This is a genomic window from Paenibacillus sp. GbtcB18 (assembly GCF_019091125.1).
In the GTDB taxonomy this organism is placed as follows: domain Bacteria; phylum Bacillota; class Bacilli; order Paenibacillales; family NBRC-103111; genus Paenibacillus_F; species Paenibacillus_F chitinolyticus.
Genome location: NZ_JAGXJX010000012.1, coordinates 21605 through 43866, shown reverse-complemented (window position 1 = coordinate 43866; position 22262 = coordinate 21605). Strand labels below are relative to the sequence as shown.

Sequence of the window (22262 nt, the reverse complement as noted above, 5' to 3'; positions counted from 1 at the left end):
CTATCGTCTGATACTGGAGGAATGTTTATGACCGAGCACGATACAAGAGAGATCGACATCGACGAAAGAAGAAAGCGGATTCTGGAACTGCTGCAAAGCGAGGGTAAAGTGAAAGTCGCTGACTTAAGCAAGCTGTTCGGCATTTCCGATGTGACGATCCGAGGTGACCTCGATGTTCTGGAAGAGCAGGGAGCGTTGCAGCGCGTTCATGGCGGAGCAATCAGCACATACAAAAACTACTACAATATGACGTTTCATGACCGATCGGCGACGAACGGTGAAGAGAAAAGAAAAATCGCCGCCGAAGCGGCCGGTATGATCTCGGATGGTGACACGGTCATCATCGGTTCCGGCACGACTCCGCTAAATGTGATGCAGGAGCTGAAAAATCACAAGAACCTGATCATCATTACGAATTCGTTGCCCGTGGTCCACGAAGCCAGATTCCATCGCAACCTTAATGTTGTCATCATGCTGGGTGGAAATATCAATCTGGAGTACCAGTTCATTACTGGCGACGACGCCATTACCCAGTTAAATCGGTACAAGGCAGACAAGCTTATATTGTCATCGGACGGCGTCAGCTCCGAATTCGGGGTGACGACCTACCACCACCTGGAAGCGGAGCTGTACCGGAGAATGATTGCGCTCGTGGACAAAAGTATTCTGGTTGCCGATTACACGAAGATCGGCCGTGCCAACTTCGCACGCATCGAGGCCATCGACAAAATCGATTGCCTGATCTCCAACCATAACGCTAATAAGGGTGAAATCGAAGCCATCAAGGAAAAGGGCGTCGAAGTCCGGCTCGTCTAAAATACCAGGGGGTATTGCTGATGTTTCTACAGCGAGCGGAACACATGAAGAGGGAGGATGAACGCGATGCAGGGAGGACTGAACCGCGAGCAAATTGGCTTCATCGGTCTTGACATAGGAACGTCCGCCGTCAAAGGCGTGTTGATGTCCGCCGCAGGGACAATTCTGTCCCGAGAGACGCACAAAGTGGCTTACTTACCTACCGTGAGCGATCGAGTGGAGTTCGACGCGGATCGGTTGTATCGGTCGACGGCGGACGTCATCCGCCGGCTGACACTCGCCCTGCCTCCCGGCGGCACCATCGCGGGGCTTAGCATCGCTTCGGCCAGCGGGAACACGGTGCTGGTGAACGGGCGGGGCGAGCCGCTTCTGCCGGCGATCAGTTGGATGGATTCACGCGTTCGAGATGAGATCGAGACGGTGTTCGGGAAGCTGGACGCCGGCGAGGTGCACGAGCGCGTCGGCTGGCCATTGTTGAATGCGTTTCCACTTGCCCATCTGTCTTGGCTAAAATGCCATGCGCCGGAGCTGCTGGACGAAGCGGACGTCATCTGCATGAGCACGGACTATATTCTTTTCAAATTGACAGGCAATTGGGCCATCGATCCCTCGACCGCCACCACCATGTATTTGCAGGATCAACAGACCGGAAAGTGGCACCTGCCAACCCTGAATGCCCTCGGCGTACCGGAGCGCAAGCTCCCGCCCATCTGTCCCACGGGAACGGTGATTGGGCAAATCGGGGCCGAAGCCGCCCTAGATACGGGGCTGGCGCGCGGCACGTCTGTCGTTCTCGGCACGTTCGATCATCCTTGCTCGGCCAGAGGTGCCGGAGTGGTCGACGAAGGTCAATTGCTTCTATCCTGCGGTACATCCTGGGTTGGCTTCTGTCCGGTGAACGACCGGCGGCGCTCCGTTGAGCTGCGGCTGTTGACCGATCCTTATCTTCATCCCGCAGGAGCCTGGGGCGGCATGTTCTCACTGTCAGCAATCGCAACTTCAATCGATCGCTACATCTGCCGTTACTTATCCGACGCCCCGGATCGGTACAACGAGTTCAATCGGCTGGCCGCTTCCACTCAACATGGCGCGGGAGGGCTCATCCTCGATCCGAGCCGGCAAGACGGGTTCGCTAACCTGGAAGGGCACGCCAAGGCGGATATCGCCAGAGCGCTGATGGAAGGCACCGCTTATCTATTGAAGCGGGAGCTGGACCGGCTGGAGGCTGCCGGTATGCGCTTCACGTCGGCCGCACTCGTGGGCGGTCCTTCCGAGACGCACCCGTGGCCGCAGATCGTGGCCGACGTGCTCGGCATGGAGGTTCGTACGGCCAATGGCTCCTGCGCAGGAGCCGCCGGCGCAGCCATCGTGGCTGCCATCGGTGTGGGACAATATGCGGACGAGCGGGACGCTTTGCGGCAACTGGCTTTTCCCGAGATGGTCCGTGTGCCCGACCGGTCGGCGAGAGCGGTATATCGCGAAAGATACGGCAAGTTTCAGGAATCATACACATGATGTATTGCGGAGGTGGCAAATGATGAAAGCTTTGTTCGAAGTAAAAGAAGTCGATCGGCAGTTCTACGAGCGGCAGTTGCAAGCTTTTCTCCCAGACCGGATCATCGACATTCACACGCACGTATGGCCGGACCGAATCCGGCTGGCCTCTTCTGGAGCGCCTATGAGAGCGGTTACATGGCCTTCTCTCGTCGCCAAGGACAATCCGATCGAGGATCTGTTCGAGACCTACCGGCTCATGTTCCCCGGTAAGGACGTGACGCCGCTCATTTTCTCCCAAGTCAGCATGGACTACGACATCGAGGCGGGGAACGAGTATGTCCGGCAATGCGCTGAACGGCACCGGTTGCCGTCGCTGATGGTCGCCAGGCCGGAGCAGAGCGCTTCCGAATTCGAAGATGGCATCAAGCGGGGCGGCTTCCTGGGATGCAAGGTATATCTGAACTTCTCCGCTCCCTATATTCCGGAGAAGGAGATCCGCATTTACGATTTTCTGCCGCCCCATCAGCTGGAAGTGCTTAACCGACACGGCTGGATCGTCATGCTACACATTCCCCGCGACGGCCGGCTGAAGGACCCTGTCAATCTGGCGCAAATGCTGGAGATCGAGCATCGCTATCCGTCGCTGAAGCTGATCATCGCCCATGTGGGGCGCGCGTATTGCCCGGAAGACGTAGGCGACGCCTTCGACATTCTCGCGGAGACGAAAAATATGGTATTCGACTTCAGCGCGAATACGAATGCTTGCGTGTTCAGGCAATTGATTCGGGCCGTGGGGCCGAAGCGCATCGTTTTCGGCAGTGATCTGCCGATCTTGCGCATGCGGACGAGACGGATTTGCGAGAACGGCCGTTATGTGAACCTGGTGCCCGCCGGCCTGTACGGCGACGTGTCCGGCGATTCGCATTTGCGGGAAGTGACCGGGGCCGAGGCGGATGCGATCTCTTTCTTCCTCTACGAAGAGATCGAAGCTTTCCGCGCTGCAGCGGAGGCGGAAAGCTTGAAGCAGTCCGACATCGAGGATATTTTCCACAACAACGCCAGGACGATGATCGATGGAATCGAGGTGCCTCGCCGATGAAGAAGCTGAAGATCGGGTTGTTGCCGCTGTACGTGAAGCTGTATGACGACTATTGGCCGGAAATACGGGAGCGGGTGGACGCGTTCTATCGCACGATTGTCGCCGCCTTCGAAAACCGGGGGCTTGAGGTCGTACGCACTCCCATATGTGCCGTCAAGCCGGAATTTGCGGCGGCGGTGCAAACATTCGAACGGGAGGAAACGGACGCCATCGTGACGCTGCATTTGGCGTACTCCCCTTCACTGGAGTCCGCCGATGCGCTGGCCGCTACCGGGCTGCCGCTGATCGTGCTGGACACGACGCCGACGTACGATTTCGGCACGGCGCAGCACCCGGACGAGATCATGTACAACCACGGCATACATGGCGTACAGGATATGTGTAACTTGCTCATCCGAAATGGGAAGCGCTTTCAGATTGAAGTGGGACACTGGGCGGAATCTGACGTGCTCGACCGGGTCGTCGATGGCGTAAAAGCCGCCCGGTTGGCCGAGCGGCTGCGCGGCGCCCGCGTCGGCGAGATCGGCCGTCCGTTCCCCGGCATGGGCGATTTCCAGGTGCCGGCGGACGAATTGCGTTCGTCGATCGGTATCGAGACGGTCGCGTGGGATCTCCTGGACACCGACCCATCCGAAGACGACCCGATTCCCGACGAGTGGATCGAACGGGAAGTCGCGGAGGACGCGCAAAGGTTTGATGCGAATATGGTCGATCGCGATACGCTGCGACAATCGATCCGTACAGATCTGACGGTGAGGCGCTGGATCGAGCGTAACGGGCTCTCGGCTTTCACCGTTAACTTCTTGGACGTCGGCCGGGGATCCAGCCTGTCCGGCATGCCTTTCCTAGAAGCGAGCAAAGCGATGGCGCGCGGCGTCGGTTATGCGGGAGAAGGCGACGTGCTGACGGCTGCGTTGACGGGCGCGCTCTTGTCCGTTTACCCGGACAGCTCGTTCTCGGAGATGTTCTGTCCCGATTGGAAGCAAAATCGCATCTTCTTGAGCCACATGGGCGAGATGAATGTGCGCGTAGCGGCGGGCAGAACTGTGTTGAAGGAAAAAGATTTCCCGTTTGCCGACGCCGACACGCCCGTCGCTGCCTACGGTCGTTTCCGCGCCGGGGAGGCGGTTTACGTGAACCTGGCGCCGGGACGACATGGGACGTATACGTTCATCCTGGCGCCAATCGAGATGTGCGAGCCTGACGGTGAAGACCGGATGACGGACGCGATTCGCGGCTGGTTCCGCCCGCCCGTCCCCATCGAACGCTTTCTCGCCGACTACAGCCGGTTAGGCGGCACTCATCACGGCGTCATCGTCTACGGCGACGCGATGAACGTGCTGGAGAGGTTCGGAGAGGCGATGGGGTGGCGCACGATCGTCATAGGGCAACAAAATTACGTTAAAGATGCAGGAAATGGGGGAGAGATATGACCATTAAAGTTGGAATTGTCGGGGCAAGGGGACTGAGCACTCTTCAAGGCTTTCGGAGCCTTCCCGATACCGAAATCACAGCGCTTTGCGATTTGGACGGAGAATATGTTCAGGAAGCGGCGCGCGAACACGGCATTCCCCGCACATATCGAATTTACGAGGATATGCTGGATTCGGACATCGATGCCGTCGTCATTTCCACGCCCATGCACCTTCATGTCCCACAGGCGATCGCCGCCTTGCACGCGGGTAAGCATGTGTTATGCGAAGTGACAGCGGGCGTTACGATGGATGAATTATGGTGGTTGAAGGAGACAGTCGAAGCATCAGATAAAGTGTACATGTTCGCCGAAAACTACTGTTATATTCCTCAAAACCAGTTAATCAACAATTTGGTGAAACAGGGGCTGCTGGGGGACATCTATTACGGAGAAGGCGAATATGTGCACGACGTGCGCCGATTAGCTTTTCAATTCAATCGCGCCGGATCTGGAGAACGCAACGCCCCGACTTGGCGCAAATATTGGCAGCTCGGAAAGCGAGGAAATTTCTACCCGACCCACAGTCTTGGCCCCATCATGAAGTGGATGGAAGGCGATCGGATTCGCTCGGTGTCGTGCTTCGGCTCCGGATGGCACACCGATCCCCGTTTTCGCCAAGAAGATACCTCCATTACGCTCTGTCAGATGGAGAGCGGCAAACTAATCAAGCTGCGCACGGATTGCATTTCGAACCGGCCGCTGAACGCCTCCCAGTCGCTACAGGGAACGAAGGGCTGCGTTGAAGGGCCGAGCTTCCTGGGGGATGGGCACCGTATTTGGTTAGATTCCATGGGCGGAGAACCCGAACAGCGCACGTGGAGACCGCTGAGCGACTTCAACGACTATATGCCGGAACGGTACAAGAACGCTACCGAGGAGCAGAGAAATGCGGGGCATTGGGGCGGCGATTTCTTCATCGTGGAGGACTTCGTGAACGCGATCAAGGGCTTGCAGAAGCCTGCCATTGATGTGTACGACGCTTGCGAATGGACGGCGGTGGCGCTGCTGTCCGAGCTGTCTGTCATGAATGGCGGCCGAGTGATGGATATGCCTGATTTCCGAAAAAGCAGCTCGTATGCAGATCAAATCATTAAATTGTAAGCGGATACAATAACAACCAGGAGGAATGTGACCATGAGGTTGAAGAAGATGACGCGCGTCGGAGTTGCCCTCGTTGTGCTCGCCAATGTGTTGGCCGCTTGTTCGGGAGGAGGCAAAGACGAAAGCGCGGCAAGCCGCGGGAACGATCAAGTGGAAGTGTCCATGCTGTTCGCGGAATCGGTGTTCGGCAACATCCACTTTGAGTTGATTAAAGAGTTCGAGAAAAATCATCCCAATATTAAAATCAAAGCGGAAACCCTTCCTGACAGCAGTCTCTTCGATACGTTACGCACACGTATCTCCACCGCCGAATTGCCGGATATCTATCAACTGAATATCGGCCACGACACAACCGCCATGGCCATGAAGCAAGGATATATTTACGATCTGAGCCAGCTGGAGGCAAGCCGGAACTTCTCCGATTCCATCCGTAAAGCGACGTCCTTGGGAGACAAGCAGGCGATCTTCACCCTCGGCCTCGGCGTGCTCGGATTGACCTACAACAAAGCGATGCTGGCCGAGGTCGGGTATAACGAACCGCCCCAAACATGGGATCAACTGCTGGATGCCGGTAAGAAATTGAAGGAAAAAGGCAAGGACCTTCTTGTATATTCGTCCAAATGGGAGACCGGGGTCGGCAATGTGTTCCATTGGACGTTCGGCACGCACGCGGTTAAAAACGACGCGTTCAAGCAAGCCTATCTGTCCAACAGCATCAATTGGAGCCTACCGGAGAACCGCGCCATCCTGGCAGAAGGATTCCAACGCTTCAAAGAACTGAACGACTTTGTGCGCACGGGCAGCTTCACGAATGAATACGCGACTGCTCAGCAATCGTTCGCCAATGAAGATGCCGCTATGCTGCTGGGCGGCACATGGGAAGCGCGAACCCTGCACGAGCTAGCGCCGAATCTTGATTTCGGTTTTATCAACCTGCCCTACACGCCTGACGCGGAGAACGCTTACGTGTTCGTCCCGGGAGACGGGTTCGCCATCAATGCCAAGGGTCAACACATTGAGGAAGCGAAAGCGTTCTTGAATTGGCTATTCAGCAAGGAGATTTACGGAAAAATCTCGGAGGCTGAAGGTTCCCTCTCGGCTCAGTCTGGAGTGGGCAAGCCCGACAAAGCGTATAGCGACGCACAGAAATGGCTGGAGACGGATCGGGTGATCTCGTTCGCCAATACGGGCCCAATCCCGGGCGCGACCTGGGTTGCACTCGGCAATGCGGCGCAAGAATATACGTTCAAAGGCGAACTCGACAAAGTGATCGACAAGTTTATTTCCGAATATAACAAGACGAAAGCGAAATAACAGGTAAGGACCTATTCACAAATGCGACTATGGGTCAGCAATGAATTCGAATGAATTGAGGGTTACCCTATGCAGAGAAAAATGTTTGTCACAGGTGTTGCGTTCGTCATCCCGATCACCGCCGTCATCGCGATCTTTTTGTTAGTCCCGATTGTCCAGTCCTTCTATTACAGCTTTACAGATTGGAAGGGGGTCGGGGCCTACCGGTTCATCGGCCTCCAAAATTACTGGGATATTTTCCAGGACAAGGTGTTCACCGAATCGCTGACCCGAACGCTCGTGATCGGGATTTCCACCGCTCTACTGGCCAACGCCGTCGGGTTGCTACTGGCGATGATGCTGGATCAGGCACTAAAGACCAAAAACATTTTGCGCGCCTTGTTCTACATTCCGAGCATCATCCCGATTGTCGTCGCTTCGTTTGTTTGGCGGTATATATTCGATGCGAACAGTGGGCTGCTGAATATGCTCCTGACGAAGCTAAGCGATGCCAAGGTCAATATTCCTTGGATCGATTCTCCCGACTATGTCGTGTACTCCCTCATTTTCATTACCGTGTGGCAAGGAATCGGGCCGGTCATGATCATTTATCTGGCCGCCTTGCAGGGCGTTCCCGCCGAACTTAAGGAAGCGGCCAGCATCGACGGCGCCTCTAAGGTTAGAGCATTCTTCTCGATCACCTTGCGCATGATCGCACCAGGCATTACCGTGAATGTGCTGATAGGCCTAGCCAACGGTATACGCATCTTCGACTTGCCGTTTGCACTGACGGGCGGCGGTCCGGCAAATTCAAGCGAGACGCTGGCCATCCGGATCTACCGCTATGCGTTCGCTTCAAGCGAATTGTCGTACGGCTTGGCGTCGTCGTTCATCCTCACGCTTGTCGCACTCGTCGTGACGCTATTTTTCCTCGCGATGACTCGGAAATACGAACAGGGGGTGTCATAGGTGAAAATGGCGAAAAAAACCGCCTTCGAGCTGTTCGCCTGCTTACTCGCTGTGATCATATCGATTCCCTTGTACCTGATCATGATCAATGCGTTCAAGAGCCATAAGCAAATAGTCACCGCGCCCCTGGCGTTGCCCGATTTTTCCGTCGGATTCGACAATATCGTAAGAGCTTTCGAGAAGATGAACACGCTCAAAGCGTATGGCGTTACGTTTTCGATCGCCGGCATAGCGTTGATTTTTGCCATCAGCCTGTCCGCGATGGCCGCTTACGCCGTGGCCCGTATCCGACACCCGATATTTAACACGCTGTATTGGGTGTACGCGGCTGCCATTCTGATCCCGGTGCAATCGGTGCTCATTCCGATCGTATTTCTCTTGAAAAGCCTTTCCTTGCAAAATACCATGATGGGTATCACGCTGGTCTATGTTGCTGTATTATCGCCTTTCTGCATCTTCATGTTCAGCGGCTTCATGCGCAGCCTGCCGTTCGATCTGGAAGAGTCGGCTTATATCGACGGCAGTTCACCGGCGCGCACGTTCTTCCGCGTTATCTTTCCGCTCGTTCAACCGGTGACGGCATCGCTGTTTATTTTGCAATTCATCTACGTGTGGAACGACCTGCAGCTGCCGCTGGTGATTGTCAATGCTAAGGATTACCCCACCATCAGCATCAGCTTGTACAAGTTTTTCGCCGGACGCGGAATGGCGGACTTGAGTCTGCTGTTCGGGGGAATAACCATCACACTGCTGCCCATTCTGGTCTTGTTCTTGAGCTTCCAGCGTTTCTTCGTAAAAGGATTGTCGGCGGGGGCGGTCAAGGGCTGACCGCGGCGATTCGGAGGTCTTCGTATCGCGCGCTGGGATCTATACGCATGAGCAAATAATCATTTTATAGGCAATAAATATAGTTGTAATTATCACTATAAACAGTTACAAACGAATAATCCGAAGGAGTGAAGGATATGTCGGTCACAGCAAGATTGAATCGAATGTTTGCTCAGGATGGAAAATGCTTCGATGTCGCGATCGATCACGGATTTTTTAACGAATTTTCCTTTTTGTCCGGGATTGAAAATATGAAGCACGCGATCGATACCGTGATTCAGGCGAATCCGGATTGCGTGCAACTGGGCGTCGGACAAGCCCGCCAATATCAGCAAATCCCGGGGAAGGCGAAGCCTGGTCTAGTTCTGAGGACGGATGCGGCCAATATTTACGGTAAGGAACTGCCGCGGCACTTGTTCAGCGAGTTGGTCGATCAGGCGATCTGGCATGCCGTGCGATTGGATGCGGTTGCCGTATGCGTCAATCTGCTGCTGCTTCCGGGTCAGCCTGAGCTTCATCATCAATGCGTCGCGAACATCTCCCGGCTGAAAACGGAATGCGAACAATACGGCATGCCGCTCATGGTGGAACCGCTGGTCATGCTGCCAAATGAAGTGAGCGGCGGCTATATGGTGGACGGGGACATCCGTAAAATTATGGCGCTTGTCCGGCAGGGCGTCGAGCTTGGTGCAGATATCATCAAGTCGGATCCTTGCGACGAAGTATCCGAATATCATCGGGTGATTGAGGTGGCTTCTGGCGTTCCCGTACTCGTAAGAGGCGGCGGCCGCGCAAGCGATGAAGAGATCATGAATCGTACGTATGAGCTAATGAAGCAGGGCGCTTCAGGTATCGTTTACGGACGCAATGTAATTCAGCATCCGAACCCTGCAGGCATGACGGCTGCGTTAATGTCGATTGTGCATAAAGATGCAGCGGCAGAACAGGCGCTTGCGATATTGAAGGGAGAACAGGAGAACGGCTGACCGATCTAGCCGTTTCGGTGATGCGGTTCTTTTTCCGCGGATTTTATTGTATGCCGTGTCTAGCCTCGTATGCGGGCTTCACTTAACATACCAGTTAAAAACGGGAGTACACGGTGCAAAAAACTTTGTAGCGGGCCCTGCTGCTGAAATCATAACACCCACCAAATTGCTAACTTAACCACATTCTTTTTCTTAAGAATGTGGTTTTTTTATGACTGATTGCCTCATTGTTTTAATATAAACGGTTGAAACTATACATAGATCCGGCATAATCCATTATATAAAACGACAATCTTTTTATTATATATGCATTTTGCTGACTGTATTATTGACATTGGGCTAGAGGAATATTAGGGTAAAGGATATGTTTTAGAGGGGTTGAAATTACTGCTGGGATTACGTTTTACAAATGAATCTTCATCGAGTTTCCGTTAAAGTATTTTCATTGAATGATAGGCATATGGGTCTTCTGCAAAATGAATACTTTGAGATACAAGTAAAGCATGTATAAAGTGTTCCACCGTATTTAAACTATTGTATAAGCAGGAGGGACAGTTCATGAAATACGATCCAAGTCAATTATTTTGGTTAAATGAGCCCACGAATTATTCGATTCGAGAAAATGAAGTTGTAATTCAAACAGAGCCTGGAACGGACTTCTGGCAGCGTACGTACTACGGTTTTAGAAACGATAACGCACCGGCTCTGTTATTCAAGATTCATGAACCGTACTTTTCATTTGTTGTTCGAACAGAGTTTGATACTAAAAATCGGTTTGATCAATGTGGTGTAGCGATCTACCAAAACAGCGACAATTGGTTCAAGGCTTCCATTGAATACGAAAATGAACAATATCAACGATTAGGCAGTGTAGTGACGAACAACGGGTTTTCCGATTGGGCGACCACAGATATTGACGCTAGTATTAAAATTATGTTTTACAGAATCAGCCGTCGCAATCATGATTTCTGCATCGAGAACTCATATGACGGAGTAGAATATAATCAAATGCGTATTTTTCATTTATTTGAGGGGGGCGGGGAAATTCAACTGGGTATGTATGCATGCAGCCCGGAGAATTCTTCGTTCACGTCTACTTTTAGCGGGATGGAGATCACCGAATGCATGTGGAAGTCTCATGAATGATTGGAAGGGGAGGCAGCGGATTGGAATATAAAATTGGCGAATTCTCTAAAATCAACAAAATATCAGAACGGATGTTGAGATACTACGACGAAAAAGGGTTGTTGACGCCTAGAAAGGATGAGGCGAACAGGTATCGATACTACTCCGCTGAGGATATTCAGATCCTAAACACGATCAAAAAGCTGCACAAATATCAATTTTCCACTGAGGACATCAAACGAGTGCTTGAATCGGATGAAGAAGCGGTCAAAGCCCTTTTTCAACAGAAGATCGCCGAATTACAGAAAATCGCTCTGGGATATGCAGATGCGATTAAAGAAATGAAGCGCGCCGTCGAGCCTGAAAAGACGATAAAACGGGTACATACATATCCAGTTTTTCGGGGGACAAGGCCATCTTTTCATGCATTATGCCTTCGAAAAACGGTGAGTGAAGACGGTCTAGAGCTATTGATGGATCATCTTCGGCAGTCCGTCAAGCAAATGAACCCGGTGCTCTGCGGTCAACATTTTACGATTTTTCATACGGTTCAGGAAGCGGATGCGGAGCTATATGATGCGGAAATCGGCCAGCCCATTGAGTGGAAGGAGGGAACGGATGATCCCCGAATCCAATTTTTCAGAGAATCACCTTGTATTAGCACCCTGCACCGTGGAAGCTACGACAGCATCAGCTACGCTTATCGTGCTTTGTACGATTGGGCAACCGCAGGCGGGTACCCGATTCGGGGCCCTTTTATAGAAACTTATTATACAGACGGATGGGTGATATCCGATGAGCAAGCGTTCGTGACGGAAGTGAGCGTAGCGATCGGTGCCGAGTAGCGTACGACGTTTCTTCCAATGATGGGTTCGGTTGATCTTTCCTCTTGAGTTTCACATCGTGTGAGACTTTATACTGGGATTTGAATTCCCCAGCAACAACCGATAGAGATAGGAGGGAATGAAAATGACTGAACCGATCATGCTTGAACCGATGCAACCGATTTATCACCGACAGGTCGGCCAATTGCTGGCGTACTTATTGCACGGAAAATTCCGGCACCTTACAAGTATGGACGGCGACGAGCTGGCTCTTTTTTTCGAACGATGGCTTGAGCACATTCCCGATATGCCTGGAAATCGACGGATGCTCGCTTTGCAAGAGGGGAGGGTCATCGGCACCATCGCGATCAAATGGCCGGCCCAAAACGGTGGCAGCGCGTCAATACCGCGGCAAGCGCCGCCTTCCTGGCAAAATTTTCGCCGCTTCGGGAAATGGAACTTGTTCAAAATGCGGATGGGGTTATCGCTATTCGATTATAAGCCGCAGGCGGACGAATGTTATATTGCTGACGTGGCGGTTCACCCCGATTATCGCGGCCAGGGAGTCGGCAAGATGCTGTTGCTTTGGGCGGAACAGATTGCGCAACAAGAACCGGGAGTGGATCGCTTAAGTCTCTATGTCTCCGGCAATAACCAGCGCGCCCGAAAACTGTACGAGCAATTGGGATATAGTGTCCGGTCACATGAGAATAGTCTGGTATGGCATTGGTTATTCAATGAGAAAGAATGGAGTTATATGTGGAGGAGATTGGCAAAAAAAGTGCCAACGAAATAATCGACCGGGTATCGAGCAGAGAATTGGAACCATGCTGGCACTCTCGATTTTAAATGCCGATCTTGCGCGGATCGATACGATAATGGGGACGGGAAATCTCAGTTATTACACAGGAGGACACATATGAATAGTAAGGAATTGAAAAAAGTAGCGGCTGCAGCAGCTTCACCAAAAGAACTAAATGATTATGTAGCATATGGAAGCGTGGGGGCGGCCATCGAAACGGCAGACGGCAATATCTATACAGGCATTAGTATAGATACCGCGTGTTCCATGGGATTTTGCGCGGAACATGCAGCGGTGGCGGAAATGCTGAAACATGGTGAATATCGAGTAAACGCCTTTGTAGCCGCCGATTCGGAAGGGAATGCCGTACCACCATGCGGCCGATGCCGTGAGCTCATTAGTCAACTGTCAAAAGAAAATTTAGAGGCTGTTGTCGAGGTAGAAAACGACACGTTTGTTTTATTGAAAGATATTTTGCCCTATGACTGGAAAACCAATCGTGGGCGAGAATGGTGAACTATTGAGATGAGCTGTCCGGATCCAACCCCAAGGAAGCAGATCCAGTCTCCCAAGTGAAGTCGAATGGGCAAAGTAAAAAGCAGGTTGGGATTCGATTTTGTTGCAATAAATGTCATATTTAACTTATCGACGGACAAGCGATGTAGTTGTTCTTATGACTGGTGGCCATGAAGCCTAAACCACATGCGAGTATAGGTGGTTATAATGCGATTTAGTATAAGTCCTGTAAGTTCATGATTCAAATTGATATACCGGTATATGAAAAACATTTTATGGATGTGATAAGTGTCGCAAAAGGGCCTGAATAACTACAAGATCGTCGTTTCTGAGGCCCAGTGTGGTGAATGACAATTAAATCGGAGATGCATTGGCGTAAACAGTAAGGAGGGGCGACTAGCCCCCTTTTTTTGCACAAATCATTTTATGAAGGAAAGTCACAGGAGATTAATGTTTTATAACGAACCATACTGTCCATGAATCCTTCTCAATTATTGGTGGTTGACTATCGCTGAGTTTTCCTTCAATGAAAGATATCAATTCTTGAAGTTCCACATCCGTCAATTCATGAAGAATGGAACGCCCAGTCCTTAACAGCAAGTCTTTATTTAATTCTTCTAATCCATAATAAACACGTCTTGTTTCCCAAAGTGAAACAGTTTTAGCTAATCGAAATCCATTCGATTCCAATGCTTGCTGTACTTGACCTGAATCATACCTGCGAGATATTTCTTTATCAATTAACTGAGGAAACCTTTCAAAAAAATAACCTCTAATGTGATTTTCATCCCCGGGTAATAAACAATCTTTAGGGGTTCTATCTTGAACGATGAGAACGCCACCCTCTTTAATGATGCGATATGCTTCTTTGAAACAAGCATCTAAGTCGTTCAGATGGTGAATTAATGCTCTTTCTAATACAATGTCAATCTCATTTGCAGGTAGGTTTGATTGGTAAGCGTCTCCCCTTAGAAATGTAACGTTTTGAATGTTATTGCAGTTGTGAGCCGCCCCTTTTAACATCTCTTCAGAAAAATCTACACCAACTACATGAGATGCCCCCATCTTAATAAGAGCCTGTGTATAAATACCCCCTCCACAACCAATATCTGCAATCAACTTGTTCGATACATCTACTGTATCTTTTATTAAAGATATCCAAGATTCATCAGCGTTTCTTGTTGCATACGTCTGTCTGTTTTGTTCATCATGAAAGTTAATTGGCATTTGTATATCCCTCTCCTATCGATAAGTTTCATTAGATGAAACTAAGTTTCATTTTATTATATCAAATAAATCCGCAAAACTCTATAGGTATAAGCGTAGAAAACGCGATGTCCAGCCAAACCGAATTTCTAAAAAGTGCGATGCGATGCCGTTAATAGCGTTGCATTTTTTATTTTTGAGACAGTTAGAGACAGCATGAAATGCATGAATAAAATAACCTTATTGATAAGTAATGACGTGAAGGAGTTGTCGTAATCAGCTTTTTTCTTATTTTTAAATGCATGGAAATATCAAATTTAAATATAGCGAGGTTTCACATCTCTAATCTTCATCAAGTGAGGTAGATAGGTTCTCTACAGGAAAGGGGTGAAAGGCTTCGTCTCTTAAATGCTTGAAGATTATATCGTCAAGCAAGCAGTCGATGATACAGATCGGTTGCCTTCATATTTTTCTATTTAGCGTCTAATTTTAAAGCTTGCTCCTCAGCTTCTTTATACTCTTTTCGAATGGTTTCAAAATCTTCGATTCCAATCAAATGAAACATGGACTTCAAAAATTTATGTGAGCACTCCACTTCGGTGATTAGTATATATTGATCCACTGGCTTGAATGACAACCATACTTCTGCCATCATTGCGAAGACCGACGGATCTTCTTCCATTATCCGAGGCAGACTCGGTATATTTAAACGTTTCCTTTGGAATCATAATATTATCCATATAATATTTTAGTTTTGAGAGGATATTAAAGCTACGCAATGTTTAGTATTTTCAGGGCATATATGACACAGGATGACATATTTTAAGGCTATTATGATGAGACAGCAACAAATTAAACATTAGAAAGGGGATACAGAAAATGAAGCGTCCGGTCGTATTATACATTGCAGCAACCTTGGACGGGTATATTGCGCGAGAGAATGGAGAGATTGATTGGCTCTACGAAGCAGAAGGAGAAGGGGACAACGGCTATAGCGAATTTTATGAGACGATTGACACAGTATTAATGGGGAATAAAACATACGAGCATACCTTTGAATTAGCTGATCAATTTCCCTATCCAGATAAGAGGTGCTATGTGTTCTCACGTTCCGAAAAAGAACCAAGTCCGCATGTGACCTTCGTCACCGGAGATGTGTCGGAGTTCATCGAGAATCTGAAAGAACAGGAAGGTTCTAAAATCTGGATCGTCGGCGGAGCCGAGATTCTCGACGTATTATTGAAAAGCAAACTCGTCGACGAGTTTATCATCACAATGGTTCCCACTATTTTAGGGAAAGGGATTCCGCTCTTCAAAAAAGAAAATCCGGAAATGAAGCTTTCCTTGGCCAAGACCAAACGTTACGGACAAATGGTTCAGCTACATTATATGGTGAAATCCTAAAAGCTTTGAACAGATTAAGGACGTGAGATTGGGAATACCGATCTCACGTGTCCTTACTACTCCCGAAAGCGGTTAACCCGCTTGTTTTGCTTTTGCGCTTTTTCTTAGAAAGAGAGCTACTGCCACGGCAATGATCGCAATAACGAAGCCGAGCATGAACGTGTCACTATAGCCCGCAACAGATGCCGTTAATTGTTCGGTTACATCATTAGGGCTCAATGACTGCGCCAAATGACTACGAGACCGCGCAGACATGGTCGCGATGAACAATGCTGAGCCAATCGCCCCGGCAACTTGCTGCAACGTACTGAAAATTGCGGATCCATGCGCATAATATTCTGGCGTAATTTGATTCAGCCCATAGGTTTGGAGGGGAACCAGAACGAGCGCCACACCTAACATAAGGAGACAGTGCGTTAAGATAATTTGCAGATTCGTCGACTCTAGCGTAAATCCCGTAAAGAGATACATCGCCAGACAGACGATCAATAAACCCGGTATAATCATGACTCTAGCGCCAAATCGATCGAAAAGTTTTCCCGTAACAGGAGACATCAGACCATTAACTACACTACCTGGCAACATCATGAGTCCGGATTGAAATGCGGTCACCAGCAACACGCTTTGTAAAAACATAGGCAATAAAGTGAGTGTTGCAAACATCGCCATCATCACAATAATCAATAGTATAATCGAGAGAGAGAACAACGAAAATCGGAAGGTGCGCAATTCCAAAATCGGGTTTGAAATGCGCAGTTGCCGAACCGTGAATAAAATCAAGGCCAGGCCGCCAACGATAATGGGCCAATAAACTTGCGGATCTGACCAGCCAGCATTCCCTGTAGAGCTAAATCCATACACAACGCCGCCAAAACCTAATGTCGATAAGATAATGGACAGCACATCAACTTTGGGCTTTGTGATCTTCGTGACATTTACAAGATAAATATACCCGATGATAATGGAAATGATCGTAAAGGGAACAATCGTATAGAACAGCCAACGCCAATCCATGACATCAATAATAATGCCTGAAAGTGTAGGTCCGATAGCGGGGGCAAATGTAAAGATTAAGTAGAGCACCCCCATAACCGAACCTCGTTTTTCCGGAGGATAGATCATTAACAACGTATTCATCAGCAGCGGGATGATGATCCCCGTCCCAACGGCTTGAATCACCCTTCCAACTAATAGCAACACAAAATTAGGTGCTGTTGCAGCGAGGATCGTACCGATTAAAAAGGTAATCATGGCAAGGGAAAAAAGCTGTCTTGTCGTAAACCACTGCTGAATAAGAGCCGTTACGGGAATGAGTGTGCCGACAACGAGCAGATAAGCCGCAGTCAGCCACTGTATTGTGGTGGCGCCTACCTGGAATTCCTTCATTAGCACAGGCAAGGCATTGCCCAGCAGCGTTTCGTTTAATGTTGCCACAAATGCTCCCATCATGAGGGCGATCATAATTGGCATGCGTTTCACTTTCTGTAAATCCAAATCCATGTTTGTGCCTTCCTTTCGTACAAATATAGGTCAAATAATGAAGTCAATTTTCATTATAGTGATCATGCAAGCTGCAAAATATATGCAATACACCTACTTTGTACAGTTAGGAGACAGATTCAAATAAATGTCTGAGAATAGGAATGAAAAGAGAGGGCAACGGGATGGATTTAAGAAAACGTCGCTCCATGCAATTGTTATGGAAAGCACTTTTTGATCTAATGACAGCAGAAAAGAGGGGGTTTTCCAAAATTACTGTTGATCAAATTTGCGAAAAAGCAATGGTTCATCGTTCCACGTTCTATAAGCATTTCGAGGACAAATTCAGATTGCTGGAGTATGGGCTGAGTCAATTGATGGATCAATATTGGGAAATTCCCTTAGACAAAAGGATTTTAAGGCCCTTTTTTTGGTCCAACGATTTTTTTGAAGACTCCGATTCCTATGAGTTAATTCGTGCGCAACATGGTGACGAACTTTTCTTTGATTGCATGACGACTTACTCCATGCGGTTATTAAAGAAAGATGCATTAAAGTTCATCGAACATTCCAATACAATCGACATCCCGCATGACTTGTTAGCAGAATTTCATGTGTCCGTGATGGTTGCTTTAAGTGCCTGGCTGCATAAAAATCCGAATCGGGTGAGCTTATCGCAGATGGATCAATATTTTCATAGACTGGTGAATGAAACGATTTTTGATTTTGGAGAAATGGATGAAATATAGCCCTGATTTGGCTATTGTTTTAGCACAAGTGAGAAAGAATAATATTTGTCTTGTTGGTTCTAATGCTTCTGGTATAAGGTCCGAAAACTACGAGTCGCATCGTCGCGGCTTTTTTTGTTTTAACGATACATGTTCTTGTCCAAGACAAAAGAACATGTATCGTTTCCCGTTTGAAAGGCGTGGATAATCCAACTGGGAGGTGCTACGCTGGAGTTTTTTAAGACAAAGACTCAAGGCAATTTGGCGAACAGTCCTGCTGCATCTGTTTGAACTGTTTCGGACGAAAGGAAGATGATCTCCATGATTTGTCATTCGACAGACAATACATTTAATAACGATTTGCGCAGCGAGGGGCTAACGCTGGTCAACTTCTGGGCAACCTGATGCTCGCCTTGCCGAATGTGTTCGCCTCCGTACTCGAAGATTTTGATGCGACTCAGCGGGACGATGTATAGATTGTAAAAATAAACGTGGATGAAAACGCGGAAACCGCATCATTCTACGGCGTGATGTCCCTACCGACAACGATTTTGTTCAAAGATGGGAAGCCAGTCGATAAACAAAACCGATTTCCAGGGAACTGTTGGAATTAGGTCAAATCATTTTTGATGTCCTTGTCCGGAGGGAGAAGAAGAGGCGGCGGCTTAGCGGCTGAAGTAGCAGTCAGGCCGATAATCGGAACACAGCGGGCACCGGAGGCGAGTTCAACGCAGGCAAAGGCGCGTGTTTTAGCAACTTAACAATTATTGTCGCCCAATAATTGTTGTTCCGGGTAAGAATGGGCCGGAGGATTTGCGGCATTAGCGCCGACAGGCTCAGATGCCGCAAATCCTATTTTCTCGTCGTCCAAGCGTGGCTGGGCGAATCTCGGCGTGAGCATTGAATGCAGGACAAGCAGCTGTAGTTGGGCCAGTATTCGGATTAAATAAGAAGACGAAGCCGCGGGAAAGAAAGTGGCTTTTCGTTGAAGTTGACTTAAATCCTTTCGTAACCCAAAATGATGAAACAAGTCTGGATCAAGCGGAAATCTCGACTTATATCGTTAGCCGAAATGGACATGGATTATGAATTTGATTCGATTAATGATTGGATATAGATTTCAATCATTTTAATATTTCCTTTCCATAACGAAACAAGCCATTCTGTGTCTGCCTTAGAGATTAAAAATGTTGCGAATCCATTTATAGAAGTAATGATTAAATCATTTACTAACTCCAAGTCATTCGCGTTTAACGTATCCCCATAAAAATCACCCACTAAAATCTCAAAGAAATCAAACGGTGTTTTTTCGCTGTCTTTACCATAGATAAGCTCGTCAAACTCCGTATCATATGAAGACTTCACTAGAAATTGAATTTGAACATTAATTAAATTTAAGTAATCCTTGTTTTTTTCTTCAATAAAGAAGAGAAAATATTTGAGCATAATATCCGCAAAAGAATCCGTTTCCTTTGCTTCCTGATAAATTTGTTCCAGCGCTTCACTCATTAGCTCATCAGCAAAAATAAAAGCTTCTTGTTGAATCGTCTCCATGGAACCAAAGTGATGAAACACGCTTGCTTTACTAACATTTGCTTTCTTTGCTATGCTGTTGGCACTTAATGCTTCTAACCCATTTTCTGCTATTAAAGTGATTGTAGCGTTTAATAAAGCTTCTTTCGTTTTGTTCCCCTTTTTTTCTCTACCATCTATCATTTACTTTCCTCCTAAAATGCTTGTCACATTTCTTCGGTTATTATAGCATAACACAAAATATTGACCGTTCGGTTAGTTTTTAGTAGAATATTATTTGACCGAACGGTTAGTTTTTTTTTGTTTTTGTACCCAACTGTTTTAACTATGAAGTTTAGCTTTTGAAAAAGAAAAGGAGATAGCCAAAAGAAAAAGGGAAAGTTACTTATTTTTGCGAGCGTACTCGCATTGTTGACGTTGTTTTTAAGCCTTCCGAAAAGAAGGTAGGAAAAACAAAAAAGGATTTTTCATCACTTATCTTCAAGGCGAAGATAAACCTATTACGGAGGTATTTTACATGAAAAAAAATCATTCTTGGGTGCTATCCGCTACACTTGCGTTAACTATGATTGCACCAGCTGGAGCAATGGCTTCCAGCGTCACCCCTGCGGTCGAGGATAGCCAAGACTTGGGGAAAACCGCTGCCGAAAAGGCTGCGTTGCTTATCAAATCCACTAAGACGAATAGCGTTCAGTATGCGCTGATTAACAATGGAAAAATCACTGTGTCTGGCCAGACTGGCAACAATGATAAGCCACTGACCAAGGATACATTGTACGGTATCGGATCGGTCAGCAAAGTATTTGGGGCCGCGGCGGTCATGAAATTAGTAGACCAAGGGAAAATCGATCTGGATATTCCCGTCGTTCAGTATATAACCGATTTCAAGATGAAAGACGAACGGTATAAGCGCATAACGCCGCGTATGCTGTTGAACCACTCCTCTGGTCTGCGAGGTACGGGATCTACGAGCGATTCTTTGTTCGAGGATAACGACACCTACGCCCATGATTCCTTACTGCAAACATTGTCCGACCAGACTTTGAAGGCGGACCCTGGAGCATTCTCAGTGTATTGCAACAGCGGCTTTACGCTTGCCGAGATTCTCGTTGAAAGAGTGAGCGGCATGAGCTTTACCTCATTTCTCTCTCAATATTTCACAGAACCATTGCAGATGAATCATACTAAGACACCGCAGGATGAATTGAAAGGCAGCAAGTTTGCCGGGTACTATGTCAGGGATTACCGGGGGCGGCTTCCGAATGTTTTTGTCAATGTGATCGCCGAAGGGGGGATTAATTCCACGGCAGAAGACATGGTACGATTCTCGCAAATATTTACGGGACAGGCAAAGAGTATCCTTTCCGACAAGTCGGTACGGGCAATGGAACAAGAGGAATACAAGAAAGGCATCTGGCCGGAGGATGTGGACGACAGCAACAATTACGGTCTCGGCTGGGACAGTGTGAAGCTATACCCGTTCAATGATTACGGAATAAAGGGCTTAGCCAAGGGCGGGGACATTTCTGAGTATTCTGCTTCTCTCGTCGTGCTTCCTGAGAAAAAGATGGCGGCTGCCGTGTTATCATCCGACGGTAGCAGTAGCATGAATCAACTGCTGGCAAGCGAATTGCTGCTGCTAGCGCTCAAAGAAAAGGGCGAAATTAAGAACATCAAGCCGGATAAATCATTCGACAAACCGGTTAAGGCCAAGATAAGCCAAGATGTATTGAAGCGAGCGGGCTATTACGTCAGCAGTGGAACGCAGTTCCGAATTGAGATCACCAAGGACGGAGAACTGTCCATTCCAAACGATCCGGACACGAAGTATACATATAATTCGGATGGAAGCTTTATCAACGAGAACGGAACCTCCAAGATCAGCTTCGTCACCGAGAAAAACGGACGCACGTATTTGTGGAAGCGAACCTATGAGACGTTGCCGGGATTGGGGCAGCTAGCAACGTCAGAGTATGCGGCCGAGAAGCTCGAAGACAACGTGCTGTCGAAGGAGACCGCCGAAGCTTGGGCAAAACGGGAAGGTACTAAGTTCTATCTCGTGAACCAGAAATTCAGCTCTGATATGTATTTCTTTGAGTATCCGGCAATCGAAATTAGCCTCGCCGACGGTCTGCCAGGTTATTGGGAGGATAGAAAGATCACAGGTCCGAACACGGCGACGAGTCAGATCCAAATCCCGGGAATATCAGGCCGGGATACGACGGAAGCCCAGTTCTACACGGAAGACGGCATCGAATATTTGAATGTAAACGGGCACTCATTTGTAAGCGAGGCGAACGTGAAACCCATCTATGCAGGAAATAAGTCCAAGGCCACGGTGCCAGCGAACAGGGCCGCTAAATGGTATACTATCCCGGCAGCTGCAGCAGGCAAAACGATGACGGTCAAGCTGCCAACGAATGGTGTTTTCGTGGTATATGATGAGGAAGGAATATGCGTCAACCATACCATCGTCAGCGGCAACAACAAAGTGACTTTGCCCAAGAACGGAACGATCGTATTTGCCGGCGCGCCGGGCTCTGAATTTATAATAACAATGAAATAATCTGTACTGTTCTCAG

Annotated in this window: 19 protein-coding genes and 2 pseudogenes; 17 read left to right on the top strand and 4 right to left on the bottom strand. The window is 48.5% G+C overall.

Annotation, left to right across the window (positions count from 1 at the left end; all coding sequences use genetic code 11):
- Positions 1–27 precede the first annotated feature (27 nt).
- The 13 genes from KVT34_RS26060 to KVT34_RS26000 all read left to right on the top strand — a co-directional run bounded on the left by KVT34_RS26060 (position 28) and on the right by KVT34_RS26000 (position 13330).
- Positions 28–816 (top strand): DeoR/GlpR family DNA-binding transcription regulator, encoded by a 789-nt coding sequence (locus KVT34_RS26060; RefSeq protein WP_217562580.1) that lies wholly within the window; start codon positions 28–30, stop codon positions 814–816.
- A 66-nt stretch (positions 817–882) separates the two neighbouring features.
- Positions 883–2331: a xylulokinase gene (locus KVT34_RS26055; protein ID WP_217562578.1), complete on the top strand. Its 1449-nt coding sequence runs from the start codon at positions 883–885 to the stop codon at positions 2329–2331.
- Positions 2332–2350: 19 nt separating this feature from the next.
- Positions 2351–3412, top strand: coding sequence for an amidohydrolase family protein (locus tag KVT34_RS26050; protein WP_217562576.1), 1062 nt, complete (start codon positions 2351–2353; stop codon positions 3410–3412).
- Complete coding sequence (locus KVT34_RS26045; RefSeq protein ID WP_217562574.1) at positions 3409–4845, top strand: L-arabinose isomerase family protein; 1437 nt, start codon at positions 3409–3411, stop codon at positions 4843–4845. Before KVT34_RS26050 ends, KVT34_RS26045 begins: the two co-directional genes overlap by 4 nt.
- Positions 4842–5987, top strand: coding sequence for a Gfo/Idh/MocA family protein (locus KVT34_RS26040; protein ID WP_217562572.1), 1146 nt, complete (start codon positions 4842–4844; stop codon positions 5985–5987). The genes KVT34_RS26045 and KVT34_RS26040 overlap by 4 nt, the downstream gene beginning before the upstream one ends.
- A 33-nt stretch (positions 5988–6020) precedes the next feature.
- Positions 6021–7301 carry an ABC transporter substrate-binding protein gene (locus tag KVT34_RS26035; protein ID WP_217562570.1) on the top strand — a complete coding sequence of 427 codons (1281 nt, stop codon included), beginning with the start codon at positions 6021–6023 and terminating at the stop codon, positions 7299–7301.
- Between the two features lie 69 nt (positions 7302–7370).
- Positions 7371–8249, top strand: a complete 879-nt coding sequence (locus tag KVT34_RS26030; protein WP_217562568.1) for a carbohydrate ABC transporter permease — start codon at positions 7371–7373, stop codon at positions 8247–8249.
- A 6-nt stretch (positions 8250–8255) separates the two neighbouring features.
- Positions 8256–9077: a carbohydrate ABC transporter permease gene (locus KVT34_RS26025; RefSeq protein WP_254635162.1), complete on the top strand. Its 822-nt coding sequence runs from the start codon at positions 8256–8258 to the stop codon at positions 9075–9077.
- Positions 9078–9214: 137 nt separating this feature from the next.
- Complete coding sequence (locus KVT34_RS26020; RefSeq protein WP_217562564.1) at positions 9215–10063, top strand: class I fructose-bisphosphate aldolase; 849 nt, start codon at positions 9215–9217, stop codon at positions 10061–10063.
- Positions 10064–10621: 558 nt separating this feature from the next.
- Positions 10622–11209, top strand: a complete 588-nt coding sequence (locus tag KVT34_RS26015) for a DUF1349 domain-containing protein (RefSeq protein ID WP_217562562.1) — start codon at positions 10622–10624, stop codon at positions 11207–11209.
- A 20-nt stretch (positions 11210–11229) separates the two neighbouring features.
- The gene (locus KVT34_RS26010; RefSeq protein ID WP_217562560.1) at positions 11230–12033 is read left to right on the top strand and encodes a MerR family transcriptional regulator; all 804 of its coding nucleotides are present in this window, start codon (positions 11230–11232) and stop codon (positions 12031–12033) included.
- A 124-nt stretch (positions 12034–12157) separates the two neighbouring features.
- Positions 12158–12808: a GNAT family N-acetyltransferase gene (locus tag KVT34_RS26005; protein ID WP_217562558.1), complete on the top strand. Its 651-nt coding sequence runs from the start codon at positions 12158–12160 to the stop codon at positions 12806–12808.
- A 123-nt stretch (positions 12809–12931) separates the two neighbouring features.
- Positions 12932–13330: a cytidine deaminase family protein gene (locus KVT34_RS26000; RefSeq protein WP_217562556.1), complete on the top strand. Its 399-nt coding sequence runs from the start codon at positions 12932–12934 to the stop codon at positions 13328–13330.
- Positions 13331–13777: 447 nt separating this feature from the next.
- On the opposite strand, the gene KVT34_RS25995 is transcribed toward KVT34_RS26000, so the two are convergent.
- Positions 13778–14557, bottom strand: coding sequence for a class I SAM-dependent methyltransferase (locus KVT34_RS25995; RefSeq protein ID WP_217562553.1), 780 nt, complete (start codon positions 14555–14557; stop codon positions 13778–13780).
- Positions 14558–15008: 451 nt separating this feature from the next.
- Positions 15009–15315: pseudogene (locus KVT34_RS25990) on the bottom strand (NAD(P)H-dependent oxidoreductase); the annotation flags it as partial.
- 100 nt (positions 15316–15415) lie between these two features.
- Here KVT34_RS25990 and KVT34_RS25985 point away from each other — a divergent pair.
- A complete protein-coding gene (locus KVT34_RS25985; protein WP_217562551.1) occupies positions 15416–15940 on the top strand; it encodes a dihydrofolate reductase family protein in 525 nt (174 codons plus the stop codon).
- A gap of 72 nt (positions 15941–16012) precedes the next feature.
- On the opposite strand, the gene KVT34_RS25980 is transcribed toward KVT34_RS25985, so the two are convergent.
- On the bottom strand, positions 16013–17440 hold the full coding sequence (locus tag KVT34_RS25980; RefSeq protein ID WP_217562549.1) for an MDR family MFS transporter: 1428 nt from the start codon (positions 17438–17440) through the stop codon (positions 16013–16015).
- A 164-nt stretch (positions 17441–17604) separates the two neighbouring features.
- On the opposite strand from KVT34_RS25980, the gene KVT34_RS25975 reads away from it, so the two are divergent.
- Entirely contained in the window at positions 17605–18168 is a 564-nt protein-coding gene (locus tag KVT34_RS25975) for a TetR/AcrR family transcriptional regulator (protein WP_217562546.1), read from the top strand.
- 300 nt (positions 18169–18468) lie between these two features.
- Positions 18469–18761, top strand: a pseudogene (locus KVT34_RS25970) (thioredoxin family protein).
- Between the two features lie 469 nt (positions 18762–19230).
- Here the strand turns inward: KVT34_RS25970 and KVT34_RS25965 are convergent.
- Positions 19231–19863, bottom strand: coding sequence for a TetR/AcrR family transcriptional regulator (locus KVT34_RS25965; RefSeq protein ID WP_217562544.1), 633 nt, complete (start codon positions 19861–19863; stop codon positions 19231–19233).
- 334 nt (positions 19864–20197) lie between these two features.
- On the opposite strand from KVT34_RS25965, the gene KVT34_RS25960 reads away from it, so the two are divergent.
- A complete protein-coding gene (locus KVT34_RS25960) occupies positions 20198–22246 on the top strand; it encodes a serine hydrolase domain-containing protein (RefSeq protein WP_217562542.1) in 2049 nt (682 codons plus the stop codon).
- The last annotated feature ends 16 nt before the right edge of the window (positions 22247–22262 follow it).

Bases quoted from the DNA above. Each gene is read 5' to 3' on its own strand.
- KVT34_RS25980 (WP_217562549.1), bottom strand. From the start codon at position 17,440: ATGGATTTGGATTTACAGAAAGTGAAACGCATGCCAATTATGATCGCC.
- KVT34_RS26025 (WP_254635162.1), top strand. From the start codon at position 8,256: ATGGCGAAAAAAACCGCCTTCGAGCTGTTCGCCTGCTTACTCGCTGTG.
- KVT34_RS26000 (WP_217562556.1), top strand. From the start codon at position 12,932: ATGAATAGTAAGGAATTGAAAAAAGTAGCGGCTGCAGCAGCTTCACCA.
- KVT34_RS26045 (WP_217562574.1), top strand. From the start codon at position 3,409: ATGAAGAAGCTGAAGATCGGGTTGTTGCCGCTGTACGTGAAGCTGTAT.
- KVT34_RS26020 (WP_217562564.1), top strand. From the start codon at position 9,215: ATGTCGGTCACAGCAAGATTGAATCGAATGTTTGCTCAGGATGGAAAA.
- KVT34_RS25960 (WP_217562542.1), top strand. From the start codon at position 20,198: ATGAAAAAAAATCATTCTTGGGTGCTATCCGCTACACTTGCGTTAACT.
- KVT34_RS25965 (WP_217562544.1), bottom strand. From the start codon at position 19,863: ATGATAGATGGTAGAGAAAAAAAGGGGAACAAAACGAAAGAAGCTTTA.
- KVT34_RS25995 (WP_217562553.1), bottom strand. From the start codon at position 14,557: ATGCCAATTAACTTTCATGATGAACAAAACAGACAGACGTATGCAACA.
- KVT34_RS26060 (WP_217562580.1), top strand. From the start codon at position 28: ATGACCGAGCACGATACAAGAGAGATCGACATCGACGAAAGAAGAAAG.
- KVT34_RS26035 (WP_217562570.1), top strand. From the start codon at position 6,021: ATGAGGTTGAAGAAGATGACGCGCGTCGGAGTTGCCCTCGTTGTGCTC.
- KVT34_RS26015 (WP_217562562.1), top strand. From the start codon at position 10,622: ATGAAATACGATCCAAGTCAATTATTTTGGTTAAATGAGCCCACGAAT.
- KVT34_RS25985 (WP_217562551.1), top strand. From the start codon at position 15,416: ATGAAGCGTCCGGTCGTATTATACATTGCAGCAACCTTGGACGGGTAT.
- KVT34_RS26050 (WP_217562576.1), top strand. From the start codon at position 2,351: ATGATGAAAGCTTTGTTCGAAGTAAAAGAAGTCGATCGGCAGTTCTAC.
- KVT34_RS26005 (WP_217562558.1), top strand. From the start codon at position 12,158: ATGACTGAACCGATCATGCTTGAACCGATGCAACCGATTTATCACCGA.
- KVT34_RS25975 (WP_217562546.1), top strand. From the start codon at position 17,605: ATGGATTTAAGAAAACGTCGCTCCATGCAATTGTTATGGAAAGCACTT.
- KVT34_RS26030 (WP_217562568.1), top strand. From the start codon at position 7,371: ATGCAGAGAAAAATGTTTGTCACAGGTGTTGCGTTCGTCATCCCGATC.
- KVT34_RS26040 (WP_217562572.1), top strand. From the start codon at position 4,842: ATGACCATTAAAGTTGGAATTGTCGGGGCAAGGGGACTGAGCACTCTT.
- KVT34_RS26055 (WP_217562578.1), top strand. From the start codon at position 883: ATGCAGGGAGGACTGAACCGCGAGCAAATTGGCTTCATCGGTCTTGAC.